Here is a 24,488-nt window from a genome sequence, read left to right as displayed (position 1 = left end):
ATGCAGTTATTCGCTCGGCGGCTGCACGCTTTTTGCGCGGCTGCCGAAATCGCCATCGGCTTCGGCCGCCAGATACGCAAACACCGTGTAGGCCGCGATGTTTTGCGCAAGCGCCTTGGGGTCGATCTTGTCCAGCGTGTCGTCGGCGGTGTGGTGCAGATCGAAGTAGTCGGTGCCGTCCTGCGCCAGCCATGCCCAGGCGCCACCCTTGGCGGAAATCGGCCCGACATCCGGGCCGGGGCCGCCCTTGCTCGGCTCATACGCGATGCCCAACGGCGCGAGTACCTCGGCAATCTGTCTGGTCGCTGCGCGCGACGCGTCCGGTGCCGCCGAGCCGGTGTTGAACGCATAGATGCGCCCGGCACCAAAGTCGCTCTCCGCACCGATCTGATGCAGCGCCATGTCCTTGGCATCCTTGCCGTGCGCGGCTGCATATGCCTTGCCGCCGTACAGGCCTTGCTCCTCGTTGGCGAAGGCCACCACGCGGATGCTGCGCTTGGGCGCCTGTTTGAGTTGGCCGATCAGGTGGCCGGCGGCCATGGTGATCGCCACGCCGGCGCCATCGTCGATCGCGCCGGTGCCCAGATCCCACGAATCCAGATGCCCGCCGATCACCACCACTTCCTTCGGCTTGCTGCGTCCGGTGATTTCGCCGATCACGTTGTACGAGGTCGCGGTGCCGTCCCAGCCGCAATCCAGCGCCAGCCGCACACGCGTGCTGCCCAGCGCGGTCAGGCGCGCGAGCTGGTTGGCATCGGGCACCGACAACGCCGCTGCCGGTACCGGTGTCACGCCTTCATCGAAGCGGGTGATGCCGGTATGCGGCACGCGGTGCGAGTCGGTGCCGGCCGAGCGCATCACGAAGCCGATCGCGCCCTTGCGGATCGCTTCCGACGGGCCCTTGCTGCGCACCGCGCCGCCATTGCCGTAATCCTTGCCGTCGCGCGCCTTGGTCATCTGGTAATCGACGAACGCGATCTTGCCGGCCAGCGAGCCGGCTGGCGCGGCCTGCAGTGCCGCCAGGTTTTCGAAGCGCACCACCTCGCCTTCGACGGTGCCGCCCGGGCTGCCGCCCAGTGCGGTGATGTGCAAAGGCTGCGCATGCGCGCCGATCACCGCCGCCTGTTCGCTGCGCCGCTGCCACTTGGGAAAGCTCACCGGCTCGGTCCACACCTTGTCGAAGCCCAGCGACTGGAACTTGGCCTTGGCCCAGGCCACCGCGCGCGGATCGGCTTCGCCACCGGCAATGCGCGGGCCCACTTCGGTGGTCAACGATTCCACCACCGCAAAGCCGGTGGTGTCGGCCAGGGCCTGCTCGCGCAGCTGCGCGGCGGTGCGCAGCGCGCCATCGGCGATGGTGGTCTGTGCGGCAAGCGCGGGTGTGCAGGCGAGTAGGGCAGAGATGGCGACAGCGAGGCGACGCATGCAGGGCGGCTCCAACGACAAGGGGACCCCGAGCTTATCAGCGCGAGGTCCCCCGTCTGCGTGCGAAAGGTCATCCTCCTGCGCGAAGTTGCGCAGCGGATGTGTCCGCTTACGGCACGCCCGGTGTCTTCAGTGTGTCGTTCTTCAACGAATCGCGGATCTCGCGCAGCAACAGCACTTCTTCGCTCGGGCCCTTGGGGGCATCCGGCTTGCGGTGGGTCAGGCGGTTGATCAGCTTGACCACCATGAAGATCGCAAAGGCGATGATCACGAACTGCACGACGGTGTTGATGAAATCGCCGTAGCCGATCGCCACTGCCGGAATTTCCTTGCCGGTGGCATCGACGCCGGCTGGCTTGAGCACCCACGCCAGGCGCGAGAAATCCACATTGCCGATGGCCCAGCCGATCGGCGGCATGATGATCTTTTCCACCAGTGCAGTGACGATCTTGCCGAACGCTGCACCGATGACGACACCGACCGCCAGGTCGATGACATTGCCACGCATCGCGAATTGCTTGAATTCGCTGACCATTCCCATAGCGCACTCCAGATGCGGTCGCGGACCAACTGCCGCAGGGTGATCGTAGCGGGCCGCGTGTCAGCCCGCGATGATGCCGTGGCGCTCGGCAACGTTTTCCAGGCGTGCGCTGAACTGATCGCCGGGCAGCAGCGGGCCGACACCGGCCGGCGTGCCCATGAAGATCAGGTCGCCCGCGCGCAATGCGTAGAGCTTGGAGAGCTCATGCAAAATCTCCGGCACGTTCCAGATCATCTGGTCCAGCAACGACTGCTGACGCACCTGGCCGTTGACTTCCAGTGACAGGTTCAAGGCCTCCAGCGCACCCACTTCGCCGGCATGCACCAGCTCGCTGATCGGTGCGGAGTGGTCGAAGCCCTTGGCGATGTCCCACGGCAGGCCCTTGGCCTTGGCAGCTGCCTGCAGGTCGCGTCGGGTCAGGTCCAGGCCCACGCCGTAGCCGTAGATCAGCGCCTCTGCCTGCTCCACCGGCAACTCGCCGGCCGGCGCATCGCTGCCCAGTGCCACCACCAGTTCCACTTCGTGGTGCAGTTCCTTGGTGCCCGGCGGGTACGGAATGTGGTCGCCGTGGCCGACCACGATCGCATCGGCAGGCTTCATGAAAAAGGTCGGCTGGCCACGCTCGGCCTTGGAGGCAGGCGCAGTGGCGCCCATCTCGCGCGCGTGATCGGCAAAGTTGCGGCCGACACAGTAGATGCGGTGCACCGGAAAGTTACCGCCACCAACCACCGGAATGCGCGGAACATCGGCGGCGGGAATCACATCGTGGGTCATGCACGCATCCTTGGGGAACGGGGCACGTGAGTCTAGCCGTTTGGCTGTGCATGACGGAACCGCCGCGCTGCAGCGTGCAGTGTGGCGCAACGTCTGGCTGGCAGGTCTGCGATCACGGCTTGCATCGGCGCACGCAAACTCGCGCAGACCGGTCAATACCTGCGCGACTGATTCGGGATTGGATGTTCACCGCGCTGGAGGCGGTGGAATGACGCCTCAGTGCGACAACGGCAGCGCAGGCTTGCGCACCACGCGATATTCGGCCTCGACCACGCGGGTTTGCTGCGGCGTGCGACGGTTCGATTTGCTCAGCAGCTTCCAGGCAATGCCGCCCAGGATCATCGCCGCGCCCACGAACACGCTGAAGAAGATCAGCACCGCAAGGATGACCAGACCAGCCAGGCCGGCGGCCACGCGCACCAACGGGTGACGCGGCTTGCGCGGGGCAAACAGGTGATGGAGGTTACCGAATTGGAAGATGCGTGCAGGCATGGCGGTGGGCTGCCGGGCAGGAAACAGGCAGGCAGTATCGTTGCGGTTTCATGTCATTGAGTGAAAACTTCGTTAAACGATAGCTCGTTTTGTTAAATCCATCACATCCGATGTGTTGCGCGATTGTCGCCTTGGCGGCCCCGGAGCAGCGCCCACACGGGCCAGCAAATGCGTGGACCGTAGCCACTGCGTGGCGTCGGAGCGATGCAGGCGCATGCCACAATCGCAGTCCGTTCTCGAACAGCAGACTGCATGTCTTCGTCATCGTCCACCACGCTTGCCGAACTGGCGCAGATTCCCGACGCCGGATTTCTGGAAGTCGAAGCGGTCTGGGATGGTGGCCCGGAGTCCTTGGTGCTGTACCGCGACGGCGCCCAGGTGCGCGCCTGGTTGAACGTCTGCCCGCACGCCGGCCGCCGGCTGGATTGGGCGCCGGGCCAGTTCCTCAAGACCAAGGACGGCCATCTGGTGTGCGCAGCGCATGGCGCAGCGTTCGAGCTCACCGGCGGCGAATGCATCAGCGGCCCGTGCCGCGGTCAGTCGCTGCTGGCGGTGCCGGTGCGCATCGAGGGTGAGCAGGTGGTGCTCGGGTGACCGTTGAAAGTGGTGCGGCTCAGCGCGCCGCCCACCAGAACATCAGGTTGATCATCGACACCATCACCACGATGTAGATCAGCGACAGCGGTGCGCCCACGCGCCACAGCTCGCGCGGCTGATAGTTGGCCGGGCCGGCCACCATCGAGATCACCGGGTTGGAGGCCGTCATCAGATTGTTGGACGCCGAAAGCGCCACGATCAGCGCAAACGCGGTGGGGTTGCCGTTGGCGGCCAGCGCCAGGTTGACCGCAATCGGCACCATCACGATGGTGGCGCCGACATGGCTGATCACCAGCGAAAACGCGGTGGTCAGCAGCGCCAGGCTGATTTCCAGCGCCCATACCGGAATGCCTTCGGGCAGGCGGTCGATGGTATGGCCCGCCACCCAGGCCGCAGTGCCGCTGCTGTCCATCGCCCAGCCCAGTGGAATCAGGCCGGCCATCATGAAGATGGTCTTCCAGTTGATCGAGGCATAGGCCTCGTCCATGCGCAGCACGCCGCTGACCAGCATGCAGGCCACACCGGTCATCAAGGTCAGCGCCACCGGCAGGCGCGAGGTCAGTGCGATCAGGATGGTGAAGGCGAAGATCGCCATGGCGATCTTGAACTTGTGCGGGCGCTGCTCGCCCTTGGGGAAGTCGGTTACCGGCACGAAGTCGCGGCTTTCCGCCGCCTGCGCCAGGTCCTGCCAGATGCTGTGGAACACCAGCATGTCGCCGCCGCGCAGCGGTACGTTGCGCACGTCTTCGCGGATTACCTGCTTGTCGCGGTTGATCGCCAGCAGGCTGATGCCGCTCTGCTTGCGCAGGCGCAACTCGGCGGCGGTCTTGCCGATCAGCCGCGAGTTGGGCGGAATCAATGCTTCGGAAATGCCGGCCAGGCTGGGGTTGAACAGATCGCCCAGGTTGCGCAGGCGCGAGGACATGCGCAGGAACTGGTTCTGCGCAAAGTCGGTCACTTCCTGGCGCGGGCCCATCGCACCGAGCACGCTGCCGACCCAGATGCGCATGTCGGCCGGCGGCGCCAGGCGGGTGTCGTTGCCGGTCTTCAGGGCCAGCAACAACGGCGCGTCGTGCAGCGCTTCGGCCTCGCCCAGGGTCATGCCGACCAGCGGGCTTTCGGCGCTGACGGTGAGCTCGAACACGTCGCCGTCGATGCCGTAGGTCTTGGCGAAATAACTCTCGGTGCGCGAGGGCGTGACGCCTTCGTTGATCAGGCGTTCTTCTTCGATCAGCTTGCGGTCGCCGTAGAAACGGAAGTACAGCAATGCGGCGATCAGCAAGGCCACGCCGATCGGCAGCGGCGCGAACATCGTCAACGGCTCGATACTGGCCATGCCCGAGGGCAGGTTGTTGTTGGCCGAGACCAGTAGATCGTTGAGCAGGATCAGCGGCGAATTGCCCACCATGGTCAGCGCGCCGCCCATCACGATGGCCGCGGCGATCGGCAGCAGCATGCGTTGCAGGGTCAGCCCGGTGCGTGCGGCCAGCCGCGAGGCGACCGGCAGGTACAAGGCCATCACCGACGGGTTCTGCATGAAGGACGAGTTCAAGCCGGAGATGGCCAGCGTCATCATCATCAGGCGTTGTTCGCTGCCGTGCGAGCGCCGCAGCAACCAGGTCGCCAGGCGATTCAACGCACCGGTGCGCTCCAGCCCCGCACCGAGAATGGTGGTGGCGATGATGCTCATCACCGCGTTACCGGAAAAACCACCAAACAGTTCTTCCGGCGCCACCAGCCCGGTGACGCCCAGCACCACCAGCACGATCAAGGCCACCACGTCGGCGCGGATGCGCTCGAACAAAAACATCGCCATCGTGAAACCGACCAGCCCGAGGACGAGCTTCATATCGTTGGTCAGTGTCAGCGCGGTGTCCATCGGGGCGGGGATTCGGGATTCGGAAGTGGGGATTGGTCAGGCGACTGCGGCGTCGAGTATGCGGGGTAGCGCTGTTACGAATCCCCAATCCCCGCTCCCGAATCCCGGTCATAAACCAGATCCCACACGCCGTGGCCGAGCTTCTGGCCGCGGGTTTCGAAGTGGGTCTGCGGTCGCCAGGCGGGGCGTTCGACGTGGCCGCGCGGGCCGGCGCGATTGACCAGGCCCGGGGTGGCGTCGAGCACGTCCCACATCTGTTCGGCGTAATCGGCCCAGTCGGTGGCCGCATGCAGGCGGCCACCATCGCGCAGCTTGCGCACCACCAGCTGCGCGAACGTCGGCTGGATCAGGCGGCGCTTGTTGTGGCGCTTCTTGTGCCACGGATCGGGGAAGTAGATGCGCACCTCGTCAAGCGCGCCATCGGCGATCTCGTGTTCGAGCACTTCCACTGCGTCGTGGTGATACAGGCGCACATGCGTGCTGCCATCAGCGTCCAGCGCATTGAGCAGGCGACCGACGCCGGGCGCATGCACCTCGATGCCGATGTAGTCGCGGCTGGGGTCCTGCTGCGCGGCAAAGCGCAATGCCGCGCCATTGCCAAACCCGATCTCCAGCACCTTGGGCGCGGGACGGCCGAAGGCCGCATCGAGATCGCGCGGCGCACCGCTGTAGTCCAGGCCGAAGCGCGGCCACAACTCGTCGAACGCGCGCTGCTGCGCCGGGGTGAAGCGGCCCTGGCGCAGCACGAAGCTGCGCACCTGCCGGCGGCCCTCTTCGATGGTGAAGGGCTTGGGCGGCATCTTGGCGCCGTCGCTGGTGAAAGGATCAGTCATGAGTTAAGTCACATCAAAAAACAAAAGCCCCTCTACCTTGGGGAGAGGGGTTGGGGTGAGGGTACGGCGTGAGGGAGCACGTGCAGCAACGCGCGATCCAGCAACGGCCACATCCGGCGCGTCACACGGCCAGGCGGTGCGCATCGACGGCAATGTCAACGCAGCCCACCCACTCATCCAATCACGCCATCCACCGGACTCGACGCCGAGGCATACCGCTTGCGCGGAATCCGCCCGGCCAGGAAGGCTTCGCGTCCGGCCTCGATCGCCTTGCGCATCGCGCTCGCCATCAGGATCGGATCGCGCGCACCGGCGATGGCGGTGTTCATCAGCACGCCGTCGCAGCCCAGCTCCATCGCGATCGCCGCATCCGATGCCGTGCCTACGCCGGCATCGACAATGATCGGTACCTTGGCGTTTTCGATGATTTCCAGCAGGTTGTACTTGTTCTGGATGCCCAGCCCGGAGCCGATCGGCGCGGCCAGTGGCATCACCGCCACGCAGCCGATCTCTTCCAGGCGCTTGGCCAGGATCGGATCGTCGGAGGTATAGACCATGACCTCAAAGCCGTCGGCCACCAGTTGTTCGGCGGCCTTGAGCGTCTGCACCACATCCGGGTACAGCGTGCGCTCGTCGCCGAGCACCTCCAGCTTGGTCAGGTTGTGGCCGTCCAGCAGCTCGCGCGCCAGCCGGCAGGTGCGCACTGCGTCCTCGGCGGTGTAGCAGCCGGCAGTGTTGGGCAGCAGCGTGTAGCGATCCGGCGGCAGTACATCGAGCAGGCTGGGCGCGTTCGGGTCCTGGCCGATGTTCACCCGGCGGATCGCCACGGTGACGATCTGCGCGGCCGCCGCTTCGGTGGCCAGGCGGGTTTCGTCCAGGTCCTTGAACTTGCCGGTGCCGGTCAGCAGGCGCGAACGGTAGGGCTTGCCGGCGATGATCAGCGCATCAGAGGGGGCGGTATTGGTCATCGGGCAATTATCACCGATCGCGCGCAGCTGCGCCGGCCTGCGCGTCGCATCAACCGCCGCCCAGCGCGTGCACGATCTCCACCACATCGCCGGCATGCAACCGGTGCGTGGCATGCCGCCCGCGCGACACGATTTCGCCATTGATCTCCACCGCCACGCGCCGCTGTGCAAGACCTTCCTGCTCCAGCAGGGTGGCCAGCAGCAGGTCGTCGGGAATGTCGCGCGGGGTGCCGTTGAGTTGAATGTTCATGTCATCATTGTGGCATCGCGTGCCGCCAGGGCGCGCGTTTTTGCGTTATGCGGCAATGCAGCGTGAGCGCGGGCGGCGAGGGTGAAACCATGTGCCATTCGCCGGCGTACGTCAGCAGGTCCGGTCCAGTTCCACACTACCTTGAGCAGGCACTCCCATGGCTTCAACCCTTCGCCCGATCCGTTCCCTGATGGCCGTGGCCATCGCCATTGCGGCCACCCCGGCCATGGCCGCGTCTGCGTTCGACCAGACCGTGTTCTTCGGTGACAGCCTCACCGACAGCGGCTACTACAACCCGCTGCTGCCGGCCGCCTCGCGCGCCGTCACCGGCAAGTTCACCACCAACCCGGGCTGGGTCTGGGCCGAGTACGTCGCCGACCATTACGGCACCAATGCCGCCCCCAACGGCAATGGCCAGACCGGCGACAACTACGCCGCCGGCGGTGCCCGCATCCAGGCTGGTTCGACCAGCGTGCTCGGTGCAGCGCCCTCGGTGACCAGCCAGATCAACACCTACCTGAGCGCCAACGGCGGCCAGGCCAACCCGAATGCGCTCTACACCGTATGGGGCGGCGCCAACGATCTGCTCGCCGCTGCCGCCGCGCCGGCCCAGGCGCAGGCCATCATCGGCAACGCGGTCACCGCGCAGGTCGGTGCAGTCGGCGCCTTGCAGGCCGCCGGCGCGCGCTATGTGATGGTGCCGACCATTCCGGACGTGGGCATCACCCCGCGCTTCCGCGCCGGCGGTGCCGCCGCGATGGCGCAGGGCACTGCTGCGGCAACTGCCTACAACACCGCATTGTTCAATGGCCTGCGGTCGGCCGGCCTGCGCGTGATCCCGGTCGACACCTTCCACATCCTGCAGGAAGTGGTTGCCGATCCGGGCACCTACGGCTTCAGCAACGTCACCAGCACCGCCTGCAACCCCGCCGTGCCGCTGCCGGCCTGCAACCCGACCAGCCTGGTCGCCGCCAACGCGCCGAACACCTATGTGTTCGCCGATGGCATCCACCCGACCACCGCCACCCACCAGATCCTGGGCGAGTACGCCATCTCGCTGCTGGAAGCCCCGCGTCTGCAGCAGGTGCTGACGCATTCGGCGCAGGCGATCGGCCGCGCGCGCGCCGACCAGGTGGCCTGGCATCTGGACGGCAAGCCGGACGCCGATGGCCTGCGTTGGTGGGGTAGCGTGCGCGGCGACATGCAGCGTTACGACCACGCCGATCTGTACGATGGCATGGCCCCGGCCGGCCTGTTCGGTGTGGACTGGACTGCGGGCGACCTGGTGTTCGGCGGCTTTGCCGGCTTCGGCAGCATGGACGCCGACTTCGGCAACCGTAACGGCAGCTTCAAGCAGGACGACACCACGCTGGGCGGCTTCTTCGGCTGGTACACCGGCCCGGTCTGGGTCAACGCGCAGGTCAGTTACAGCTGGCTGAGCTACGACGTCGACCGCGAAGTGCAGCTCGGGCCGGCCACCCGTGTGCACAGTGGTTCGCCGGATGGCAGCAACCTCACCGCCGCAGTCAACGCCGGCTATTCGCTGGGCGAAGGCAGCGTCAAGTACGGCCCGGTGGTCGGCCTGACCTGGCAGAAGCTCAAGCTCGACGGCTACACCGAGAGCAACGAAAGCTCCACCGCACTGGGCTATGCCGATCAGGACATCGACTCGATGGTCGGCCGCATCGGCTTCCAGGTGCGCCTGGACGGTGCAATGGTCAAGCCGTACCTGCAGGCGACCTACGACCACGAGTTCAAGGACGGCACCGAAGCCAGCGCCTGGCTGCAGTCGATGCCGGAAGTGGGCATGTACACCGTCCCCGGGCAGAACTTCGATCGCAACTACGCGACCGTCGTGCTGGGCGCCCGCACCGGCCTGTGGGGCCTGCAGAGCAACATCGGCCTGAGCACCACCACCGCCCAGCGCAGCGCCCGCGACGCGACGCTGTTCGTGAATTTCAGCGGCAACTTCTGATCCACGCACCACACGCGTTGCAAACGAGGGCCGGGCAACCGGCCCTCGTCACATCTGTGCATTGCGCCCGGGCCCCGCACCCGCCTAAACTCTCGCAACGCCGCGCGGGCGTAGCTCAATGGTAGAGCTGTAGCTTCCCAAGCTACTGACGTGGGTTCGATTCCCATCGCCCGCTCCAGAGCTTCTGCCAAGTCTTTAAGTGCTTGACTTGGCTGGATATTTTGGCTGATTGATGATTTCGAGCGATGCCCCTTGAGGTATCAATCGAGGTATCAATCTTGCCCAAGCCTCTGATGATGTCGCGCTCAGCCGGCCTGTATGCGCGCTTCTTTGTTCCCACCGATCTTCGAGCCTCCATCGGCTCGCGTTACCTTGTCCGATCGCTGGGAAACCGTCGCGGTGACCACGCCAGGCTGGCGGCGGCCACGATGGGAATGGCACTATCGATGGCATTCGATGCCATGCGGAAAGGGATAACCGTGGATCTTGAAGAGCTGCTGGAAAAGGTTCGCAGTGGGGACATCAAAGAGCTGACGCTGAAAGATGTGACGCTGCCGGACGGCACGCGCATCGCTCAGGCGCAGCTGGACAACCCCGCCGATGCCGGGATGTTCGGAGACCTAATGGTGCGGGCGCGGCAGACAGAGCCCACTGAGGTCATGGCGGCAAGGGTGGCCAAGCGTCGGCAACAGTTGCGCGAGGGCAGTCAGCGCATATCCGGCGGCGGCGATGCACCCAAGGCGCTGATGCTGTCCAAGGCGATGGCCGATCATTTGAGGGACCTGGCCGGGGCCCGTCTGCATCAGAAGACCGTGCTCGAAAGCCGCCACACGCTGCGCCTGTTTGCCGGAATCATCGGTAAGGACGTGCCCGTGGCCTCGCTGAGCCAGGATCACGTGCGGGCCTTCTTTGAGGGCGTGCGCTACTGGCCGTCGAATGCGACCAAGCGGCCGGCCTATCGGGACCTGTCGGTGCCTGACGTCATCAAGCTGGCGAAGAAGAACCAGGAGCCAGAGCCGGCGGCGTGGACGATGGCCAAGCACCGGCAACGGCTGAGCGTGTTCCTGGTGTCGCTGGTCGAGGGCAAACACCTGGCGGTGAATCCGTTGGCGGGCATCCGGGCGATCGCCACGCCGGACTCAGAAGACACGGGTTCGCCTTTCACGGACGCCGAGTTGAAGGCTATCTTTGACCCGGTGGAGTTCCCGAAGTGGGCGTCGAAATACCCCCATCGGTGGTTTGGCCCGATCCTGGGGCTCTACTCCGGCGCTCGCGTGAACGAGATCGCGCAGCTCCGGCTGGAGGACGTCGACACCATTGACGGCGTGCCCGGCTTCTTCGTCCGCAAGATCGGGAAGAAGCAGAGCATCAAGAACAAGCACAGTCGCCGGTTCATCCCGCTGGCTCGGCCGGTCATCGAAGCCGGGTTCCTCACCTACGTGGAAGAGGCGAGGCAAGCTGGGGTCGAGCGGTTGTTCCCGGACCTGCCCAACTCGACAGGGCTGGGCTACGGACGGCAGCTGAGCCGTCAGTTCTCCGTTTACATCAAGCGGCAAGGGGTGGCGGAGAAGGGGCAGGGGTTCCACGGGTTCCGCCACACGATTGCTTCAAAGCTGGATGAGGCGGGTGTGTCGGCGTCTGCTATCGGAGCGCTTACCGGGCATGGCACAGGGCAGACCGTGCTGGAGAAGTTCTACATTGATCGGCGGAGCCTGCCGGACCGGGTGGCAACGCTGGCGAAGTTGAGCGAGCTTGCGGTGTTGCCTGTCTACGAGCCAAGTCAGTTCGGAAAGAATCTGAACAAGAAAAATGGGATGACGAAAGCGGGAATCTGATCTACCTAACCTAACCCTTTGCTTCTATGACGGATCGCGAATCGGCTGTGTCCTTTGTTTAATGTTTTTTCGTTCTAGCGTCGGACGCGCGTTTGAGGTTAATCTAAAGTTGCCGAGTGCATGCTAGTCAGATTTCCGACGGTGGCGAACTAGGCAGAGACAGGGAGGGGTATTCGCATTACTTTTGATAAAGACTAGGCTGGAGGCCAAAATGACGGAGACTCAACGGGAAAAAGCTGTCCTCCTCGCAATGAAAGCTTCGGGATTGGAAGGCACGGTAGTTGTTAGTGTTTCAGAAGGGGAGCGGCTTCAACTGCATGAAGGAGCCGAGGCGGACCCTGAGGCTTTACGCTCTAAATACGACCTCATCACCGATGATGCACGAGTGAAGTATCTGGTTAAAAAAAAGACAAATTCTCTACTAAAGGTGGCAAAGACTGCTTTTTTTTCGCCGAACACTAGCGTTCAGGTCGTGGAGATTGCAACCTTTGAGGGGGATTTTGTGATTCCTATCGCTGTAACATTCTCAGTGGAGTATCAAGGAGGCGGTTTGGTCTTCTTGACCACTCCAAGCAGGACCATTGCGGTAGCGAACGCAGTTGCAGAAGAAAGACAGGAACTCATCGAGAAACAGGAGGTCTCTCGATCCGCTTCAAAGAAGCAGAAGTTGAAAAGGTGACGACATTCCCAGTCCTTGGGAAGCTAAACCTTCCAAGGACTTCCGGGACCATGCCGATTTCCTGGTCTTGCCACCGCATCGATCTATCAGGCGACTTCTCTGCGGATTTTTCTTGCCACTGCCCAATGCATAGCTGGGTTGCCTTGTCTGCCTCTTCTTTCGCTTGTTCGGGCGGAAGGCGACTCAGTAGAGATATAAATGCTTGGTTCCAGAATGACTCTATATTCATGGCTAGTGGTCTTGGCTTATCATTACTTCTTATAGCTTGATATTCAGGAGTGTCAAGTCCTTGAATTCAAGCGTCTCAAGATAAATGATCATAAAAAAGAGGCTGCGATCACGTCAGCCTCTTCTCATATCTTCTTGTTAGTTCTATCGGATCAGTTGCGCGCATACCATGAGTAAGAGCATTGGAAGCCCACTCAGCATGGCGAAGGCTGCGGATGCGCCCATCAGAGTCTGCAGCGTCATGACCCACAACTGGGCAGCGGTAAACCCGCGGTCGCGCCGCATAGGCCTCCTGCGGGTGGAGCCGCTCGGCTTTGCGAAGACCCCATCTAGCCATCTGCGGCCCGACGATGAAGCCATAAGGACCCCCAGAAGAGATGCTCAGCGAGAACGCAAGAGAAGAACCGTTTCGAAGGTCGTGGGCACTTTATGTTGCCGCTCAGAATAGCTATGAGCTAAAAGTGCTTCCGAAAGAGTGAGATTGATGGCTGTCAGCGATAGCTCCGTGGCGATTGTTTAAGCTTCATCTACTCAGCCGGCTGGGGAGGCAATTGAAAAAGGCTACCCTGACGTGGCATGGCCTCATCCTGGGTTCCAAGCGCGATTCGCGGACCGGCTTTCATGCTTCCGAGTCAGCTCGGCAAGGTGCGCTTGAATCCGACTATTCGTGTTCGTGAAAGAGTTGCACCGGACGAACTCTATGTCTTCCCAAAAGCCTACTACTGCCGAAATCATTTGGTCTAGAAGGCTTCTTGGCAGCGTGATGTTCTCGAACAGAGGGTGGGGCAAGGCGTCTTTGCGGACGCAAAGTTGACCTCCAGCGACTTTCAAGACAGTTCCTGGAGGCAGCCAGTGAGACCAGAGCGAAGGGCATAGCTCGTGAAGCTCCTCGGCCGATGGGCCGTCCCCATGTCTCAAGACGTTGCCAAACAGCCGCAGCACACGCAGATCCGTTTGATCGCCGAACGATTGAATTGGGTTGTTAAACAGGCCTTGAAACAACGCGGGCACTCCCCTGCTGCCCTTAGACCAGTCGGCTACTTTGATTTTGTTCTGGTCATCAGCAGTCCACTTCTTGCGTCTTGCCATAGCGATCATAAGGCCGCGAAGGCTTCGCTCATGCATGGACTGCGTAGTAAGCAAGAAACCCTCTACCGTGTTGTGAAGTAGATCTGCGTAGACATCCGCTCCGAATGTGCTTTCCGCAATGTCGCCGCTTTCCTCCATCTGCTCGATCCGTCTCTCTAAGGTATTGAGTGAAGGAACCACCACCTCGTCCCGAAACATGGCGAAGGCGTGAAGATCCAAGCCTGCGTAGACAGCGACACTATGGTCAGGCCAATGGATTTGGGCCAACGATGGGGTGGCAGGATTCATCGGTTTGCGTCCGTTCGAAGTGTCCCCATTTTCGCTCTACCGCTGAGGTATTCAAAGGTGCGGCGGGCTCCTTACTCCACCTTGCCCAGGCGACCCTGAGGCCACGTGGCACCTGCTGCTGATGTGTAAGGGCGGCATCTTCCGTTGCAGCAAAGGTCGTTCAAGTCGAGGGTTGAACCGCCTACCTCCTATCCAACAACTCTGCGATTAGCTGATCTCGAACCTTGGGTTGAAGATTCGTCAGTGTCGCTAGGACCTTCGCCAGTTGGTCCTGCTGTCGATCGCTTTGCTCTCCCAACGCCAAGATCGCGTCGGCCATGCCAGGGGTGCTAGCCAGCAAGAAAGCAGGTGGCACTTCCAGCGCTTTTGCCATCTCGAACAAAGCCTCGAGGCTGATAGACATGGCTCCGGATTCATATCTGGATATCCGCGCTGACGCTGTGTCTTTGTCCAGGCCCATTCGCATCCCTACCTCGCGCTGACTCAGGCCCCGTCGTTCGCGGGCTTGACGCAGGCGCGCGGCCACGATCTCCCGAGGGGCGGGAGTGGCGGGCTTCACAGGCTGAATCGATGCAGTGCAGGCATGGAAAGAGCATGACGGAAGCCTTACGCCACGGGTAGACTCTACGTGACACGTAAGTTCGTCGCAACCCGACGCAAGGAGCAGGGCATGAAGAAGCAGTGGGCAGCGGCCATAGGCGCGTTCGCGATGGCCGCAAGCATGGCGGTGCAAGCGCAGGACAGGGGAAATCTTCTTCAGCAGATTGGGCGGGCCATCACCGGGGCTCCGCAGGCATCGACGGACAGAGGCAAGAGCCCGTATCTCGATCCGCAAGGAACCTACTGGGACCTCGACCAGGACGAACTGGCAGGCGCGCAACACATCCGCGCTGGGTTGGCATCTACGGCCTCGGCGGGCTACCACACCTGCGATGCGAGGCTGATTGCGTTGACGCGGTCCAGCTACCGGTTGAGCAAGACCGAGCGCGAGCAGTGCTTGTATGGCGAGTGGTTGATCGACACGAAGCGGAACGGCCCGAATGGCATCACCCCTCAGGAGCCGGAAGCCATTGAGCGCAAGTATGGTGCGGCCTTCGATGCAAGGGCGCAGCGCTTCCGTAGCATCCAGCGTTTTGCCGTTCGCCCCAACATCGTGGACCAACCGTCCTATGACAGGCAACGCGGCGTCTTGGACATCTACGTGCCGATTCCTTGGATCACCGGATTCCAGGTAGAGGGCATCACGGGCGAGGGGTTTGTCCCGACCAATGCCCGCAGTGAGCGATCTGTTTGGACACCCCAGCATGCCGGGCACTTTCATCTTCCGATCCGCATGAGTGAAAGCGAGGCCACCGGATTGTTCAAGCAGGGCAGGGACGCCAGGGACGATCTGGTGGTCTTCACCGTCAAGCGGGTCTGGTTGGAGAACGGAGGCCCGCGCGCCGAGGTGGACGTCGAACGCGTCCAGGTGGGTTACCGAAACGAAGTCATCGGCGTGGACCTGACCAAACAGAAGAACGGAGAGTCTTGATGCGGACCATTCAACGTGTTTGGATTTCGGCGTGCTTCTTGGCGTTGGGCTTGTCGGCCTGTGGTGCAAAGCATGCGCCGAGCAGGGAGGACGCTGTCAAAGCAGTAGAGCAATTCTTTACTGAGCAGGGGAGGCAGGCAACGCTTCAGCGGACTTGGCGGTTCGAAGTCAAGGAAGCGAGCGGGCTGGAGATCGCCTGCACAAAACTGCCCAACGGTAACCAGGACTGCCGGGTCTCCGGGACCGTCGATGGACTGGGCTTCATTGGCGATCAGCCCACGACGCCGAAGGCCAAGGAAATGCGCTTAAAGATGACGATGAAGTTCCGGCCGGCGGGCGAACGTTGGGAACTGGTCGACGTGACCGATAACGGAACATCTGCGGGCTGACCCTCGACCAACCAGTTGCCATGCAGTTGCCGTGACGCCGTTTGGTCTTGCTTTTAACAGAGGAAAAGAAATGAACCACCAAGCGAACTACCCGCGGCTTTATGCGCCGACCGGGCCGGCTGCCATGATCCTGCCCTGCGTTATTCTCGGGCCTTTGGGCATGCTGTTGTTTGGAGCAGGCCTCGACGCATTTTTCAAAACCCAACAGCTGATGGGCTTGGTCTACTGCGCAGGTGGGCTGCTTATCGCCGGCTTCCTGGCGTTTTGCCTGATGTTGCACATTCGTGCCCAGCAGGTCTGGGCTTGGCACGTCAGGACCGGCCGCATTCCCTACTTTCGCAAAGGCGGGTTTCTGAAAGGGGCGCTCGTGGGCGGCGGATTGGGGCTTGCTATCGTCTTCGGTTGTGCCGTGCTTGGCTGGAAGTTCGCGGAACATCGGGTCTACGGTGAACTCGCTACCGCTGCCTTCTACCTCGCGTTTCTGTGGGGACTGCCTGTTATCGTGGTGCCCACACTCATCTTTGGCTGGGCGAGGCGAGCATGGGATCGCACGGCCATCCCATCAGTTTGACGTATCAGCTTTTGAGTTCTTCCCAGTGCGCGCTCCAACCTAAAACGGTTTTTCCGCTGAGGCTCTTGCCTGTTGGCGTGAAGCGCTTTATGAACTGCTTGCCTTGCCAGGTGACGACTTCTTTGGACCGGACGTCGGGAAAAGCTCGGTCAAGCTCCGCATCTCGTTCCTCGGCTGGAGTCCGCTGAAGAACCCTGTCCTCCTTGAGCGCAAGTTCAACGGCGGCCAAGTGGGCCCTAGCTCGTGCGATGTCTGCACGGAACTTGTTGGGATTTTTGCCCGAGTAGTTCTCTTCCCTCGCTCTTAGAAGGGACAGGGCTTCAACTGCGTTGGCGTGATCTTCTAGGGTGTAGCTATTCACCTGGCATACCTGGTCGCTCTTCGGAGGGGCGCCTCTAACGTAAATCTTCCTTAGTGATCGCGCCAGTTCACGCCTAGATCTATGGGCAAGGCGTAAGCACTGGGACTGATGAACAAACGACTACATTTTTTGCTCCCCTAGTCAATGCGACGTAGAGATGTTGTGCCGTCATGGTTTCCGGCTCCAATAGAACTGCGACGTCAGCTTCCAGCCCTTTAAGTAGCAATGTGCTACCAACAGCGCGTCTAGCCATCGGGGAGCGGGCATGGCGATTTCGCTCGCGTGCCTGCTGGGTGGCGGCCAAAAATGCTTTTTCGCCGCGCGCTGCCGATTCCATGGCAGACCTACAGCAGTGGATGAGCTCCGGACGATACACACGAGTGTCTGGGTGGTTCGCGAGCGCGTTTAAGAGTTCCAGCGCTCGTTTCCAAGAGCGATCGCTTTCAAACGCTACAGCGGCCCCCTCGGGGATCGTGGGTGGATTCCTCGCCCTGTTGGCTCGCAGGCTTTCCACGCGGGCTAGTAGTGTAGTTGCGCCAACCCCAGTCATCATTTCAGCACTGAACTGCACGAGATCTTGCAGCGCCGTTGCGTTCTGAAGATCAAAACGGCGGGCAAAGGCCGTCAGTTCAGGTAGGTCCACTCGTTCAACGACCACCGCACCTGGTGTCTGACTAGTCAGGTCGTAACGCCCTCTCACGTTCCTTGAGTCGCCAATGACAAGCACCGTTCCTTGTCCGGGCGCGTTAGTCCGCGCAGCGGTTCGTCGTTCGACGGCCTCGTTGCCGGCTGTAAGTGCCACCCAAGTGAGCTGGCTTGGTGCGGTCCGCAGGTCGATTACCTGTCCAGCTTCAAGGGTAGCCCGAGCTTGTAATAGCCATTGCCCAAGTGCCTCTGTGCCCGCATTTCGCCAGCGCCAAGGTGTGCCTAGTGCTCCAGATGAGGGGAAAGACCCCTGAACATCAGTTTGCCAGTTCACTAAGCGGTTGTCGCCGAAGCCGAAGATGGCCTGCATGGGGTCACCTAAGACACATGTCGGCAACATAGATGCCAGTGCACACACCAGAGCGTGTTGGACGGTGTTGCAATCCTGGTATTCGTCCACCCATAAACGGTCATAGGTCGCAGTGACCGCTTGGAAAAGGTGTCCCGCTGTCAGCAGGCTAAGAGCAGCTTGCCGGATAGCTGGATAGTCCGTGGCGGGGTTGCTCAGTTCCAGCAGGTCAGCGGGGTGGCCGCTGCGAGAAGGGAACTTGTCGATAAGTCGAATGGCAAATCCATCGATTGTTGACAGCCGATACGCCGCACCGGGAGTGTTCGCCTTTTTGAGGCGGGCGCGCAGGGCGGCAACGCCCGCATTGGTATGCGTCAGAATCAGGACCGGCTTGCCAAGTGGCTTCCCAGCCAAAGACCTGGTGATTAGCTCCGTCTTGCCGCAGCCCGCCGGGGCGGTGATAGAACCACGCTGGATAGAGAGAAGGTCGATCTCAGGTGGCACGCATGAATCTCCATAGCTGATCGATCACCGATTTGAATTCAACTTCTGCAGCTGCGTAACCATGAGAAACGATGTTTACGACAATGTCTTGGTAGGCAGTCAGCGATTTGAACCATCCGCTTCCGCGAATCCGTGAGGCGGTTCCTAAAACCTCTCGCGTTTCAGTCGAATAGTCTGTTGCCGGTCTCTGTGCCTCAATGGTGGCAAGCGTCCATCGATTGTTGGATCTGGTCTTGATGTGCTGATTCATCAGTTCTTCTCCAACCAGCTCTTTGGCCTTGGTTAGGAGTGCATCAATGGATGTAGCAGGCAGGCATCGGAATAGCTCATCCTCCAAGGTCATGTTCGCTCGCCATGTGGCGAGCTCTCCGAGAGTCGATGCATAAGCTTCCGCTACGCCAGCTTTGGCATCCTTGTCCGCATCAATGAAGACAAGGGCCCGGTAGCCCAGCGCTATTAACGCTGTCGCGCGGACAAACGCGCTGTCCGGGCTGCCGCCGCCAGCGTTGACGTAGGAGCCTCCAAGCGCCAGAAACGAGGTCTCACCACTTTCCACGCCCCATAGATCCAGCCCCCGGATGAAACCCACTTCGCTTGCTCCTTCGCAGACGATGACCGACTTGGCCAAAAAGGCTTCCGGGTCGGCCCTGAGCGTGCTTTGGATTTCGTCAGACGTGCCTGCGACGGTGATGGAGTGAAAGCCGAAATGCCGACGTGTGACAAATAGCTGATGCCCGGACAGCTCGCGCAAGGCAACGGGCGAATGGGTCGTCAAGAAGGCTTGGACCGGTGGGGTAGCTTCTTTGGCTCCCAGCGAATCCAGCAGCCGCATCAGCCGATGAGGCTCCAAGCCGTATTCCACTTCGTCGACAAGCACGATTGGGGCCGCCGTAGCTGCCGCACGCTGGAGGCCAGCGACCAGAAGACGGGAGGAACCTGTCCCAAGGGATCTCAGCGGAATGCCCTGCTGGTCATGCAGTGCGATTGCGCCTTCGCCCAAGGATACTGCGTGAGCGTCCAACAGCGCTTGAGGAGCAGCTCCGACCGATACGCCCAGGTTTTGAGCGGTGGTCTGCACAACGCCCAGGGTCTTGGCCAGGTGTGGGGTGGCGGTAGTGCCAAAGCTGCTGCGAGCGTCGCGGCCCGCGGCGGCCAGCTGGGCTCCCAGCTCAGCTCTCTCTTCCGTCAATCGATTCAGAACTGATCCACGGCTCCAAGACAGGTTGGACGCGGCAAACTGGCCTATTCGCGCCGGAGCAATGGCTGCACGTTCCTTCCAAGGTAGGCTTCGCTCAAGGCCGTCCCGCGTAGCGCGTTCTGAGAACAACGTCCAAGAGGGCTCAAGGTCCGCATTGACGATTAGTTGTAGCGTAAGGACCGTCTCCCATCCAGCCTTCGGTTCATCCTCGATGGTTCCAGTCGTTGCGTCAAAACCTCTCAGAAAATCTCCGTAGAAGTCGAGGTCCATGAGCGAGGAGGGCAACGCCCCCAGCGTAATGCGGATACACAGCGGAACGGTGACGTTGAGGGCGTGAAAGTCTGCGTCGCCGAAGGTCACCGAGCGCCGTGCTCCCAGGCAGAGATCAATGGCGTCCAGTATCGTGGACTTTCCGCTATCGCCGGGGCCAATAAGACAGTTAACTCCTGCGGACGGAAACCAGTCCAAGGATTGAATGGAGCGGAAGTTGCGAATAGCAATGTGCCGGATACGAGACATGCGCTATTTCCCATGATTTTGCTAACAACTCAGTTGGCGCGATACTCTGACGGCGACACCATTTCGCGAAATGATGACCGTCGAGCGTAACGGCCAACTGACTCAAAGGATGGTCATGCAGTGAAATGCTCGACTGCCTCTTTGACAGCTTCCAAGATGGACGCTATGCCCGGTATCGAGGCACCTACGATGGCGATCAAACTGGTAAAGAGGATCTTCAGAAGATTTAATCCTCGCTTCGAGTCTCGCCGGAGATCTCTTGCTCTGCGCGTCAAGTGATCGGCTTGACTATTGTCTCCGTTTCCGGGGCGCCATCGCCCAAGAAGTCCCTCCAGAACACTCCTGATGACCCCAGTCTCCGACTTTGCGAGACTGATTCCCGTCTTCCAGTCCGAATCTTTTGCCGAGTTCGTGTCGAGGGCAGCCTCGAGCCGCTCGATCCTTTCATGGTCCGCAAGTTCTTGAAAGGCTTCGTCCTGCCATACGTGGACCTGGCTAAAGGCTGCCCTCATTGGGTCGTCCTTGAGAAGGTATCCACATATGCTGTGTGCCGCTCCCAGGGCGGCTCTGAGGTCGTTGCTAAAAGCTGTCATATCGATCCTTGAAGACGTTGAATAAGCTTGGGTGTGTGCTCTGGGCAAACTCCGGGTTGATGGCATTGGATGATGAAGGGCCGAATGTATCATCGCCCTACGTAGAAAACATACCCCAATGGTCCAGCTGTATGTGCTGAGATTTCGGGCTAAAGGTTTTGGTGGCCGAGCCGATAACGCGCCCTGGGGGCATTATCGGCCTCAATCAGTCGGAGCAAAGGAAATGCGTAAAACTCTTATTTTTGGCAACGGACTGGGAATGGCGCTTGACCCTGGGCTGTTTAGCTTGGATGACGCCATCGGTCGTGCTTGGGACGGAGAGGGGATCTTCGACCAAGAAACGCGCGCGCTTGTCAGATGCTGCCTGGTTGATGATGGAGACACCGAGCGTCCTCACGGCGAGGATGACTTGGACGCTCTTCAGTTGGTGGTCTCGTCCTGTGACTTCCTGGATCGTATGAGCCGAGGCGGCGCTCACTGGCTCAGTCAACATGGGCAGCGCTTCCCTGCGGCCGTGCGTAAGTTTCTTTACCAGACGGCGCTCCAGTTTCATCAGCGAGAGGTCGTCCTGCCAATCGAGTTCGTTGGACCATTGGCCGCCTTCCTTCACGACACTCAGTCACACGTTGCGACGCTCAACTACGACAACCTGTTATATCAGCGAATGATTGAGGCGCACGTCCTGAACGGCTACGGTGGCGCTCTCGTAGACGGAATGCTTTCGAGCGGCTTTTCTCCCGAGAACCTTGAGCGCAAGTGGGGGCGGACGTTCGGCTACTATCTTCATCTTCATGGCTCGCCGCTCTTTGTCGATCAAGAAGAAGCTGTGCGAAAGCTGACCCAGGGCGAGCTTGGCGGCGACGACGATGTAGTGGGGTCCCACATTGTGCTGACGCACGTTAAGCATAAGCCAACGGTCATCGCAGCGTCGCCCTTGTTGCAAAGTTACTGGGGACACCTCGAGCTGGCCTTAGCCGAGTCCGGAGAGGTCATCTTGTTCGGCTACTCAGGACTGGACACCCACCTCAACGAGCTACTGGAGCGGCGTTCCCCGGAGAGTATTCGGGTGGTCGAGTGGGTAGGGGCTGGCGAGCATGGTGAGCGCGAGGCATTCTGGAGAAAGGCGCTCGGCAAAGAACCAGTCCTTAACCAGATGGATAGCATCTTGGCATTTACGGAATGGGCTTGACACCTGCGTTTAAGTATCAAACGTTGGCGTAAGGGCACCACCCATCGCCAGGCACACGGCACCATTAGGGTGGCCTCGGCGACGTTGTGCCGATATCCACGTGTCTAAGGGCGGCTGATCCGCGCTTTCTTCAGAGAGCTTGAAGGTCCACGTTATGCCACTGGCCCATCTCTCTTTCCAGGTTGTCCCAGACGGCTTGAAGCGGAGCGGGGTCGCCAGTGTAGAGCGCCTGATCGATGTGTGCGAACTGATCAAACTGAGGGTGGGGGAGGATGCTTCCCACCCCGCTGTAACAGAACCAGTCTCCAGCCAGCTGCGCGATCTGGGCAAGCTCTCTCAGAGAGTCCCTCGCATCCGTTAGGTTCCATTGCTGAAGCTGTCTCCCTGTCCTGCTGAACTCGGTTCCGGCATGCGCGATTTGAACGTGGACATGGTGAACCACACCGTCTAATCGGGCGAGCCTTTGGTGAAGCCTGTCAAAAACTTCCGGCTTGATCAGATCGTCCGGAGTTCGGTTCTCTGGGAGCACGCCACTCAGTTGGTCGAACAGGACATGCCGTTGCCGGGAGGGATCGCTGTCTAGTTCGCGTGGGATGTTCATGTAACCCCGCTTCGGCTGCGCAAAAACGTATGCCCAGTGGCGTTCTTCGATGGCTTCGAAATCGTAGTCCAAGCCGGCGATGTCCTCCACAAAAACCCTACGGGTGATTGCTGGACGCGCGGCCCTAGCGTCCAGGAGAAGTCCACCGAGTGAGCAAACAGCTTTCGGGCCCCTGATTGGACCGGGTTCCGCCAGCCGTCTGACACCTTGCATCATGTTGTTCCAGAAACCCGTCACCAGCATTTCCAAGACCATGCCATTGAGTCGCTTGCCTTCGCCTTCATCCGGGGCCTGACGGACCATCTCGACGATGCAGGTGAAGACAGCCAGATCCCATGCCAGCTTGGAAAGAGCTTTGGTGATTGCATTGTCGTCCGTATCGTAGATCGACTTCCATTCTTCGATTCGCTGGCGCATATGGGCAGAGTGGCAGTAGTGTTCGGACCATAATGCCGACTGGGCTCCTAAGTAGCATCCATCAAGGGTAAAGCTATGCATCCTTACCCAACTGCCTTTTGAACTTGCCTCTCTGATGCTTTGGGGTAGTTCCCGTTGGTTAGAAAAACCCACGGTAGGCGTGACGCCGGGCCCAGGAATGCGTGGTTCCAATGGCTATTGGCGGGCCGTATTTCTTTATGGATAGAACTTGCTTGGGTCCGCCAAACATTCCGAAAACTGGCCACGCTCATACTTGGGCAACTCGACCGGCGGCTTGTATTTCGCCAGAATTCTGATCTGCGTGGCCCGGGCAAGCTTTGGCTTCTTGTGGAAATACGCGTCGTGCAAGACAGGGACGTTCTTCCGCAGCGAGTGGCCAGTAATGAGGGCGATGTCCTGGTCGGATACGTTCTTGTGGTGAAGCTCGGTGGCGAGCGTGTGGCGGAAGGCATGAGCGCCGATGCCCTTTCCGAAGCCCAAGGTCTTCATGTAGCTGCTGAACTGGTTCACCGCGCCTTGGCTGTAGCGCGCATTGGTCTCTCCAGTCTCCCGGTTCACGCCAGCAGAAAGATGCGGAAAGAGTCTGGGATGTCCAGTAGCCTTGATGTCCTCAATGAAATCCAGGAAACCAGCATCCAGCAATGGTTTGGGGATGGGCAAGGTGCGAACTGCTGCTTTGCCTTTTAGGCTTTGACGGCTTCTGTCTCGATCCTTATGCCTGAGATCGGCGTCGACCGTTTTTTGGATGCGGATACACCAGACCTTGGCTTCCTCGACAATGTCGGCCACCTTCAGCTGAGCGAGCTCGTTGATGCGCGCCCCCGTGTAGAGCGAGATCATGGGCAGCCACCACCGATGCGGATACTTCTTAGCCCAGGCCGGGAACGTCTTGGGTGAAAATATGCGCTGAAGCTCTTCCTCGTCAAACAAGCGCTCGGGCTTGTTCGGGTCCACGACCAGGTCTTTCTTGATTTCCGGGAACGCGTCCATCGGCGACATGGGAATCGCCTTGGCTTTTACCAGCTTGCTGAAGAAGGTCACCAGGAACCGCCGATGCTTCTCCAGTGTGGCGGGAGCGGGCGGCGTCACGCCCAGCTCTTTGCCAAGGGCAACCGCCTGCTCGAACGTGTAGTCCCGATACTTGAAGTCGGACAGCAGAAGGGGCGGGGCCCAACGCAACAGGTCCCACAACTTGTAGATATGAGCGTGGTCGATGCGCGACACAGGAACGTCGCCACAGGCGATCCGCAGGAGCTTCAGCGAGCGAGCTGTGTCTTCGACGGTCTCTTTGGCTAGGCCGCACCGCTCGCGGTGCCCGAGGTAGTCCGAGACCTCAACCGAGAGCAACCGCGCGGGGGAGCCGAGGGGCAGGGGCTCGGGGTAGTGGGTGCGGTTCTTGCTGAGGCGCACCCGCCGAGAGCGCTCATCCGCGCGGTCAAAGAGTTCTAGTGCGTGGATCGCGGCTTCGCGACCCGTGATGTTGATCTCGGAGGCCCTGACGTTGCCGACATGGACATCCTTTATTTGTAGGAGACCGAAGGGGGCGGTGATGTAATCGCGGAGTTGTTGCTGGACGATAGAGGACATTGCTTGCTTCCATTGGAACAATGGAAGTAGTGATAAAACAGGCCGGAAATTCGTCAATCAAAAATGGCAAATTTTTACTTTTCCTGAGGCAAACTCTACCGCAACGGTGCCGCATGGACTTGCGCCAAAATTATTCTGCCCGGTTTCAACTCGACAGATC

At 60.9% G+C, this 24,488-nt stretch carries 23 protein-coding genes, 1 tRNA gene and 1 pseudogene; 9 read left to right on the top strand and 16 right to left on the bottom strand.

Annotated elements, in window-relative coordinates; genetic code table 11:
• Window positions 1-6 precede the first annotated feature (6 nt).
• The 4 genes from KHN93_RS16200 to KHN93_RS16185 form a co-directional block, all read right to left on the bottom strand.
• Window positions 7-1,425 (bottom strand): M28 family peptidase, encoded by a 1,419-nt coding sequence (locus KHN93_RS16200; RefSeq protein ID WP_211920762.1) that lies wholly within the window; start codon window positions 1,423-1,425, stop codon window positions 7-9.
• 109 nt (window positions 1,426-1,534) lie between these two features.
• Window positions 1,535-1,966, bottom strand: coding sequence for a large-conductance mechanosensitive channel protein MscL (gene mscL / locus KHN93_RS16195; RefSeq protein ID WP_024940317.1), 432 nt, complete (start codon window positions 1,964-1,966; stop codon window positions 1,535-1,537).
• A 60-nt stretch (window positions 1,967-2,026) separates the two neighbouring features.
• Complete coding sequence (locus KHN93_RS16190) at window positions 2,027-2,740, bottom strand: fumarylacetoacetate hydrolase family protein (RefSeq protein WP_039525784.1); 714 nt, start codon at window positions 2,738-2,740, stop codon at window positions 2,027-2,029.
• 216 nt (window positions 2,741-2,956) lie between these two features.
• Entirely contained in the window at window positions 2,957-3,232 is a 276-nt protein-coding gene (locus tag KHN93_RS16185; RefSeq protein ID WP_102585145.1) for a hypothetical protein, read from the bottom strand.
• 252 nt (window positions 3,233-3,484) lie between these two features.
• Here KHN93_RS16185 and KHN93_RS16180 point away from each other — a divergent pair, with 252 nt between their 5' ends.
• Complete coding sequence (locus KHN93_RS16180) at window positions 3,485-3,826, top strand: Rieske (2Fe-2S) protein (protein WP_053045693.1); 342 nt, start codon at window positions 3,485-3,487, stop codon at window positions 3,824-3,826.
• 19 nt (window positions 3,827-3,845) lie between these two features.
• Here KHN93_RS16180 and KHN93_RS16175 read toward each other — a convergent pair whose 3' ends face one another.
• From KHN93_RS16175 to thiS, 4 genes are all read right to left on the bottom strand, one after another.
• On the bottom strand, window positions 3,846-5,708 hold the full coding sequence (locus KHN93_RS16175) for an SLC13 family permease (RefSeq protein WP_016903329.1): 1,863 nt from the start codon (window positions 5,706-5,708) through the stop codon (window positions 3,846-3,848).
• Between the two features lie 74 nt (window positions 5,709-5,782).
• Window positions 5,783-6,541: a tRNA (guanosine(46)-N7)-methyltransferase TrmB gene (gene trmB / locus KHN93_RS16170; RefSeq protein WP_211920760.1), complete on the bottom strand. Its 759-nt coding sequence runs from the start codon at window positions 6,539-6,541 to the stop codon at window positions 5,783-5,785.
• Between the two features lie 173 nt (window positions 6,542-6,714).
• Window positions 6,715-7,509, bottom strand: coding sequence for a thiazole synthase (locus tag KHN93_RS16165; RefSeq protein WP_054592191.1), 795 nt, complete (start codon window positions 7,507-7,509; stop codon window positions 6,715-6,717).
• A 49-nt stretch (window positions 7,510-7,558) separates the two neighbouring features.
• The gene (gene thiS / locus KHN93_RS16160) at window positions 7,559-7,759 is read right to left on the bottom strand and encodes a sulfur carrier protein ThiS (protein ID WP_102253562.1); all 201 of its coding nucleotides are present in this window, start codon (window positions 7,757-7,759) and stop codon (window positions 7,559-7,561) included.
• Between the two features lie 190 nt (window positions 7,760-7,949).
• Between thiS and KHN93_RS16155 the strand changes: the two genes are divergently transcribed.
• The 4 genes from KHN93_RS16155 (at window position 7,950) to KHN93_RS16140 (ending at window position 12,248) form a co-directional block, all read left to right on the top strand.
• Window positions 7,950-9,734, top strand: a complete 1,785-nt coding sequence (locus KHN93_RS16155; protein WP_104573745.1) for an autotransporter outer membrane beta-barrel domain-containing protein — start codon at window positions 7,950-7,952, stop codon at window positions 9,732-9,734.
• A gap of 104 nt (window positions 9,735-9,838) precedes the next feature.
• A tRNA-Gly gene (locus tag KHN93_RS16150) sits at window positions 9,839-9,912 on the top strand.
• Window positions 9,913-9,979: 67 nt separating this feature from the next.
• Window positions 9,980-11,569, top strand: coding sequence for a site-specific integrase (locus KHN93_RS16145; protein ID WP_211920758.1), 1,590 nt, complete (start codon window positions 9,980-9,982; stop codon window positions 11,567-11,569).
• A gap of 211 nt (window positions 11,570-11,780) precedes the next feature.
• A complete protein-coding gene (locus KHN93_RS16140; RefSeq protein ID WP_211920756.1) occupies window positions 11,781-12,248 on the top strand; it encodes a hypothetical protein in 468 nt (155 codons plus the stop codon).
• 372 nt (window positions 12,249-12,620) lie between these two features.
• Here the strand turns inward: KHN93_RS16140 and KHN93_RS21815 are convergent.
• From KHN93_RS21815 to KHN93_RS16130, 3 genes and pseudogenes are all read right to left on the bottom strand, one after another.
• A pseudogene (locus KHN93_RS21815) lies at window positions 12,621-12,861 on the bottom strand (hypothetical protein).
• Window positions 12,862-13,058: 197 nt separating this feature from the next.
• Window positions 13,059-13,853, bottom strand: a complete 795-nt coding sequence (locus KHN93_RS16135) for a hypothetical protein (RefSeq protein ID WP_211920754.1) — start codon at window positions 13,851-13,853, stop codon at window positions 13,059-13,061.
• A 181-nt stretch (window positions 13,854-14,034) separates the two neighbouring features.
• Entirely contained in the window at window positions 14,035-14,319 is a 285-nt protein-coding gene (locus KHN93_RS16130) for a helix-turn-helix domain-containing protein (RefSeq protein ID WP_230673876.1), read from the bottom strand.
• A 204-nt stretch (window positions 14,320-14,523) separates the two neighbouring features.
• Between KHN93_RS16130 and KHN93_RS16125 the strand changes: the two genes are divergently transcribed.
• From KHN93_RS16125 to KHN93_RS16115, 3 genes are read left to right on the top strand one after another with little or no spacing between them, the layout of a single operon-like run.
• Entirely contained in the window at window positions 14,524-15,384 is an 861-nt protein-coding gene (locus tag KHN93_RS16125) for a hypothetical protein (RefSeq protein WP_211920752.1), read from the top strand.
• The gene (locus tag KHN93_RS16120; protein ID WP_211920750.1) at window positions 15,384-15,773 is read left to right on the top strand and encodes a hypothetical protein; all 390 of its coding nucleotides are present in this window, start codon (window positions 15,384-15,386) and stop codon (window positions 15,771-15,773) included. The genes KHN93_RS16125 and KHN93_RS16120 overlap by 1 nt, the downstream gene beginning before the upstream one ends.
• 31 nt (window positions 15,774-15,804) lie before the next feature.
• Window positions 15,805-16,344: a hypothetical protein gene (locus KHN93_RS16115; RefSeq protein ID WP_244812135.1), complete on the top strand. Its 540-nt coding sequence runs from the start codon at window positions 15,805-15,807 to the stop codon at window positions 16,342-16,344.
• Window positions 16,345-16,348: 4 nt separating this feature from the next.
• Here KHN93_RS16115 and KHN93_RS16110 read toward each other — a convergent pair whose 3' ends face one another.
• From KHN93_RS16110 to KHN93_RS16100, 3 genes are all read right to left on the bottom strand, one after another.
• Entirely contained in the window at window positions 16,349-16,705 is a 357-nt protein-coding gene (locus tag KHN93_RS16110; RefSeq protein WP_211920748.1) for a hypothetical protein, read from the bottom strand.
• Window positions 16,706-16,784: 79 nt separating this feature from the next.
• Window positions 16,785-18,203 carry a UvrD-helicase domain-containing protein gene (locus KHN93_RS16105; protein ID WP_211920746.1) on the bottom strand — a complete coding sequence of 473 codons (1,419 nt, stop codon included), beginning with the start codon at window positions 18,201-18,203 and terminating at the stop codon, window positions 16,785-16,787.
• On the bottom strand, window positions 18,193-19,920 hold the full coding sequence (locus KHN93_RS16100) for an ATP-dependent nuclease (protein ID WP_211920744.1): 1,728 nt from the start codon (window positions 19,918-19,920) through the stop codon (window positions 18,193-18,195). Before KHN93_RS16100 ends, KHN93_RS16105 begins: the two co-directional genes overlap by 11 nt.
• An 816-nt stretch (window positions 19,921-20,736) precedes the next feature.
• Between KHN93_RS16100 and KHN93_RS16095 the strand changes: the two genes are divergently transcribed.
• A complete protein-coding gene (locus KHN93_RS16095) occupies window positions 20,737-21,702 on the top strand; it encodes an SIR2 family protein (RefSeq protein WP_244812134.1) in 966 nt (321 codons plus the stop codon).
• A 130-nt stretch (window positions 21,703-21,832) separates the two neighbouring features.
• Here KHN93_RS16095 and KHN93_RS16090 read toward each other — a convergent pair whose 3' ends face one another.
• Both KHN93_RS16090 and KHN93_RS16085 read right to left on the bottom strand, forming a co-directional pair.
• Window positions 21,833-22,720, bottom strand: a complete 888-nt coding sequence (locus KHN93_RS16090; RefSeq protein ID WP_211920742.1) for a hypothetical protein — start codon at window positions 22,718-22,720, stop codon at window positions 21,833-21,835.
• A gap of 216 nt (window positions 22,721-22,936) precedes the next feature.
• Window positions 22,937-24,328 carry a site-specific integrase gene (locus tag KHN93_RS16085; RefSeq protein WP_211920740.1) on the bottom strand — a complete coding sequence of 464 codons (1,392 nt, stop codon included), beginning with the start codon at window positions 24,326-24,328 and terminating at the stop codon, window positions 22,937-22,939.
• Window positions 24,329-24,488: the final 160 nt, after the last annotated feature.

Source organism: Xanthomonas arboricola pv. juglandis (assembly GCF_905367715.1).
Classification (GTDB): domain Bacteria; phylum Pseudomonadota; class Gammaproteobacteria; order Xanthomonadales; family Xanthomonadaceae; genus Xanthomonas; species Xanthomonas arboricola.
Note: the sequence above shows the minus strand (reverse complement) of the source record. Positions and strands in the feature narration are given on the sequence as shown.

What these genes read in the sequence shown, in the direction of transcription:
- trmB (WP_211920760.1), bottom strand. Translation starts at nt 6,541, where the DNA reads ATGACTGATCCTTTCACCAGCGACGGCGCCAAGATGCCGCCCAAGCCC.
- KHN93_RS16155 (WP_104573745.1), top strand. Translation starts at nt 7,950, where the DNA reads ATGGCCGTGGCCATCGCCATTGCGGCCACCCCGGCCATGGCCGCGTCT.
- thiS (WP_102253562.1), bottom strand. Translation starts at nt 7,759, where the DNA reads ATGAACATTCAACTCAACGGCACCCCGCGCGACATTCCCGACGACCTG.
- KHN93_RS16090 (WP_211920742.1), bottom strand. Translation starts at nt 22,720, where the DNA reads ATGCGCCAGCGAATCGAAGAATGGAAGTCGATCTACGATACGGACGAC.
- KHN93_RS16175 (WP_016903329.1), bottom strand. Translation starts at nt 5,708, where the DNA reads ATGGACACCGCGCTGACACTGACCAACGATATGAAGCTCGTCCTCGGG.
- KHN93_RS16120 (WP_211920750.1), top strand. Translation starts at nt 15,384, where the DNA reads ATGCGGACCATTCAACGTGTTTGGATTTCGGCGTGCTTCTTGGCGTTG.
- KHN93_RS16200 (WP_211920762.1), bottom strand. Translation starts at nt 1,425, where the DNA reads ATGCGTCGCCTCGCTGTCGCCATCTCTGCCCTACTCGCCTGCACACCC.
- KHN93_RS16135 (WP_211920754.1), bottom strand. Translation starts at nt 13,853, where the DNA reads ATGAATCCTGCCACCCCATCGTTGGCCCAAATCCATTGGCCTGACCAT.
- KHN93_RS16180 (WP_053045693.1), top strand. Translation starts at nt 3,485, where the DNA reads ATGTCTTCGTCATCGTCCACCACGCTTGCCGAACTGGCGCAGATTCCC.
- KHN93_RS16085 (WP_211920740.1), bottom strand. Translation starts at nt 24,328, where the DNA reads ATGTCCTCTATCGTCCAGCAACAACTCCGCGATTACATCACCGCCCCC.
- KHN93_RS16190 (WP_039525784.1), bottom strand. Translation starts at nt 2,740, where the DNA reads ATGACCCACGATGTGATTCCCGCCGCCGATGTTCCGCGCATTCCGGTG.
- KHN93_RS16140 (WP_211920756.1), top strand. Translation starts at nt 11,781, where the DNA reads ATGACGGAGACTCAACGGGAAAAAGCTGTCCTCCTCGCAATGAAAGCT.
- KHN93_RS16130 (WP_230673876.1), bottom strand. Translation starts at nt 14,319, where the DNA reads ATGCGAATGGGCCTGGACAAAGACACAGCGTCAGCGCGGATATCCAGA.
- KHN93_RS16100 (WP_211920744.1), bottom strand. Translation starts at nt 19,920, where the DNA reads ATGTCTCGTATCCGGCACATTGCTATTCGCAACTTCCGCTCCATTCAA.
- KHN93_RS16185 (WP_102585145.1), bottom strand. Translation starts at nt 3,232, where the DNA reads ATGCCTGCACGCATCTTCCAATTCGGTAACCTCCATCACCTGTTTGCC.
- KHN93_RS16095 (WP_244812134.1), top strand. Translation starts at nt 20,737, where the DNA reads ATGCGTAAAACTCTTATTTTTGGCAACGGACTGGGAATGGCGCTTGAC.
- mscL (WP_024940317.1), bottom strand. Translation starts at nt 1,966, where the DNA reads ATGGGAATGGTCAGCGAATTCAAGCAATTCGCGATGCGTGGCAATGTC.
- KHN93_RS16125 (WP_211920752.1), top strand. Translation starts at nt 14,524, where the DNA reads ATGAAGAAGCAGTGGGCAGCGGCCATAGGCGCGTTCGCGATGGCCGCA.
- KHN93_RS16165 (WP_054592191.1), bottom strand. Translation starts at nt 7,509, where the DNA reads ATGACCAATACCGCCCCCTCTGATGCGCTGATCATCGCCGGCAAGCCC.
- KHN93_RS16145 (WP_211920758.1), top strand. Translation starts at nt 9,980, where the DNA reads ATGCCCCTTGAGGTATCAATCGAGGTATCAATCTTGCCCAAGCCTCTG.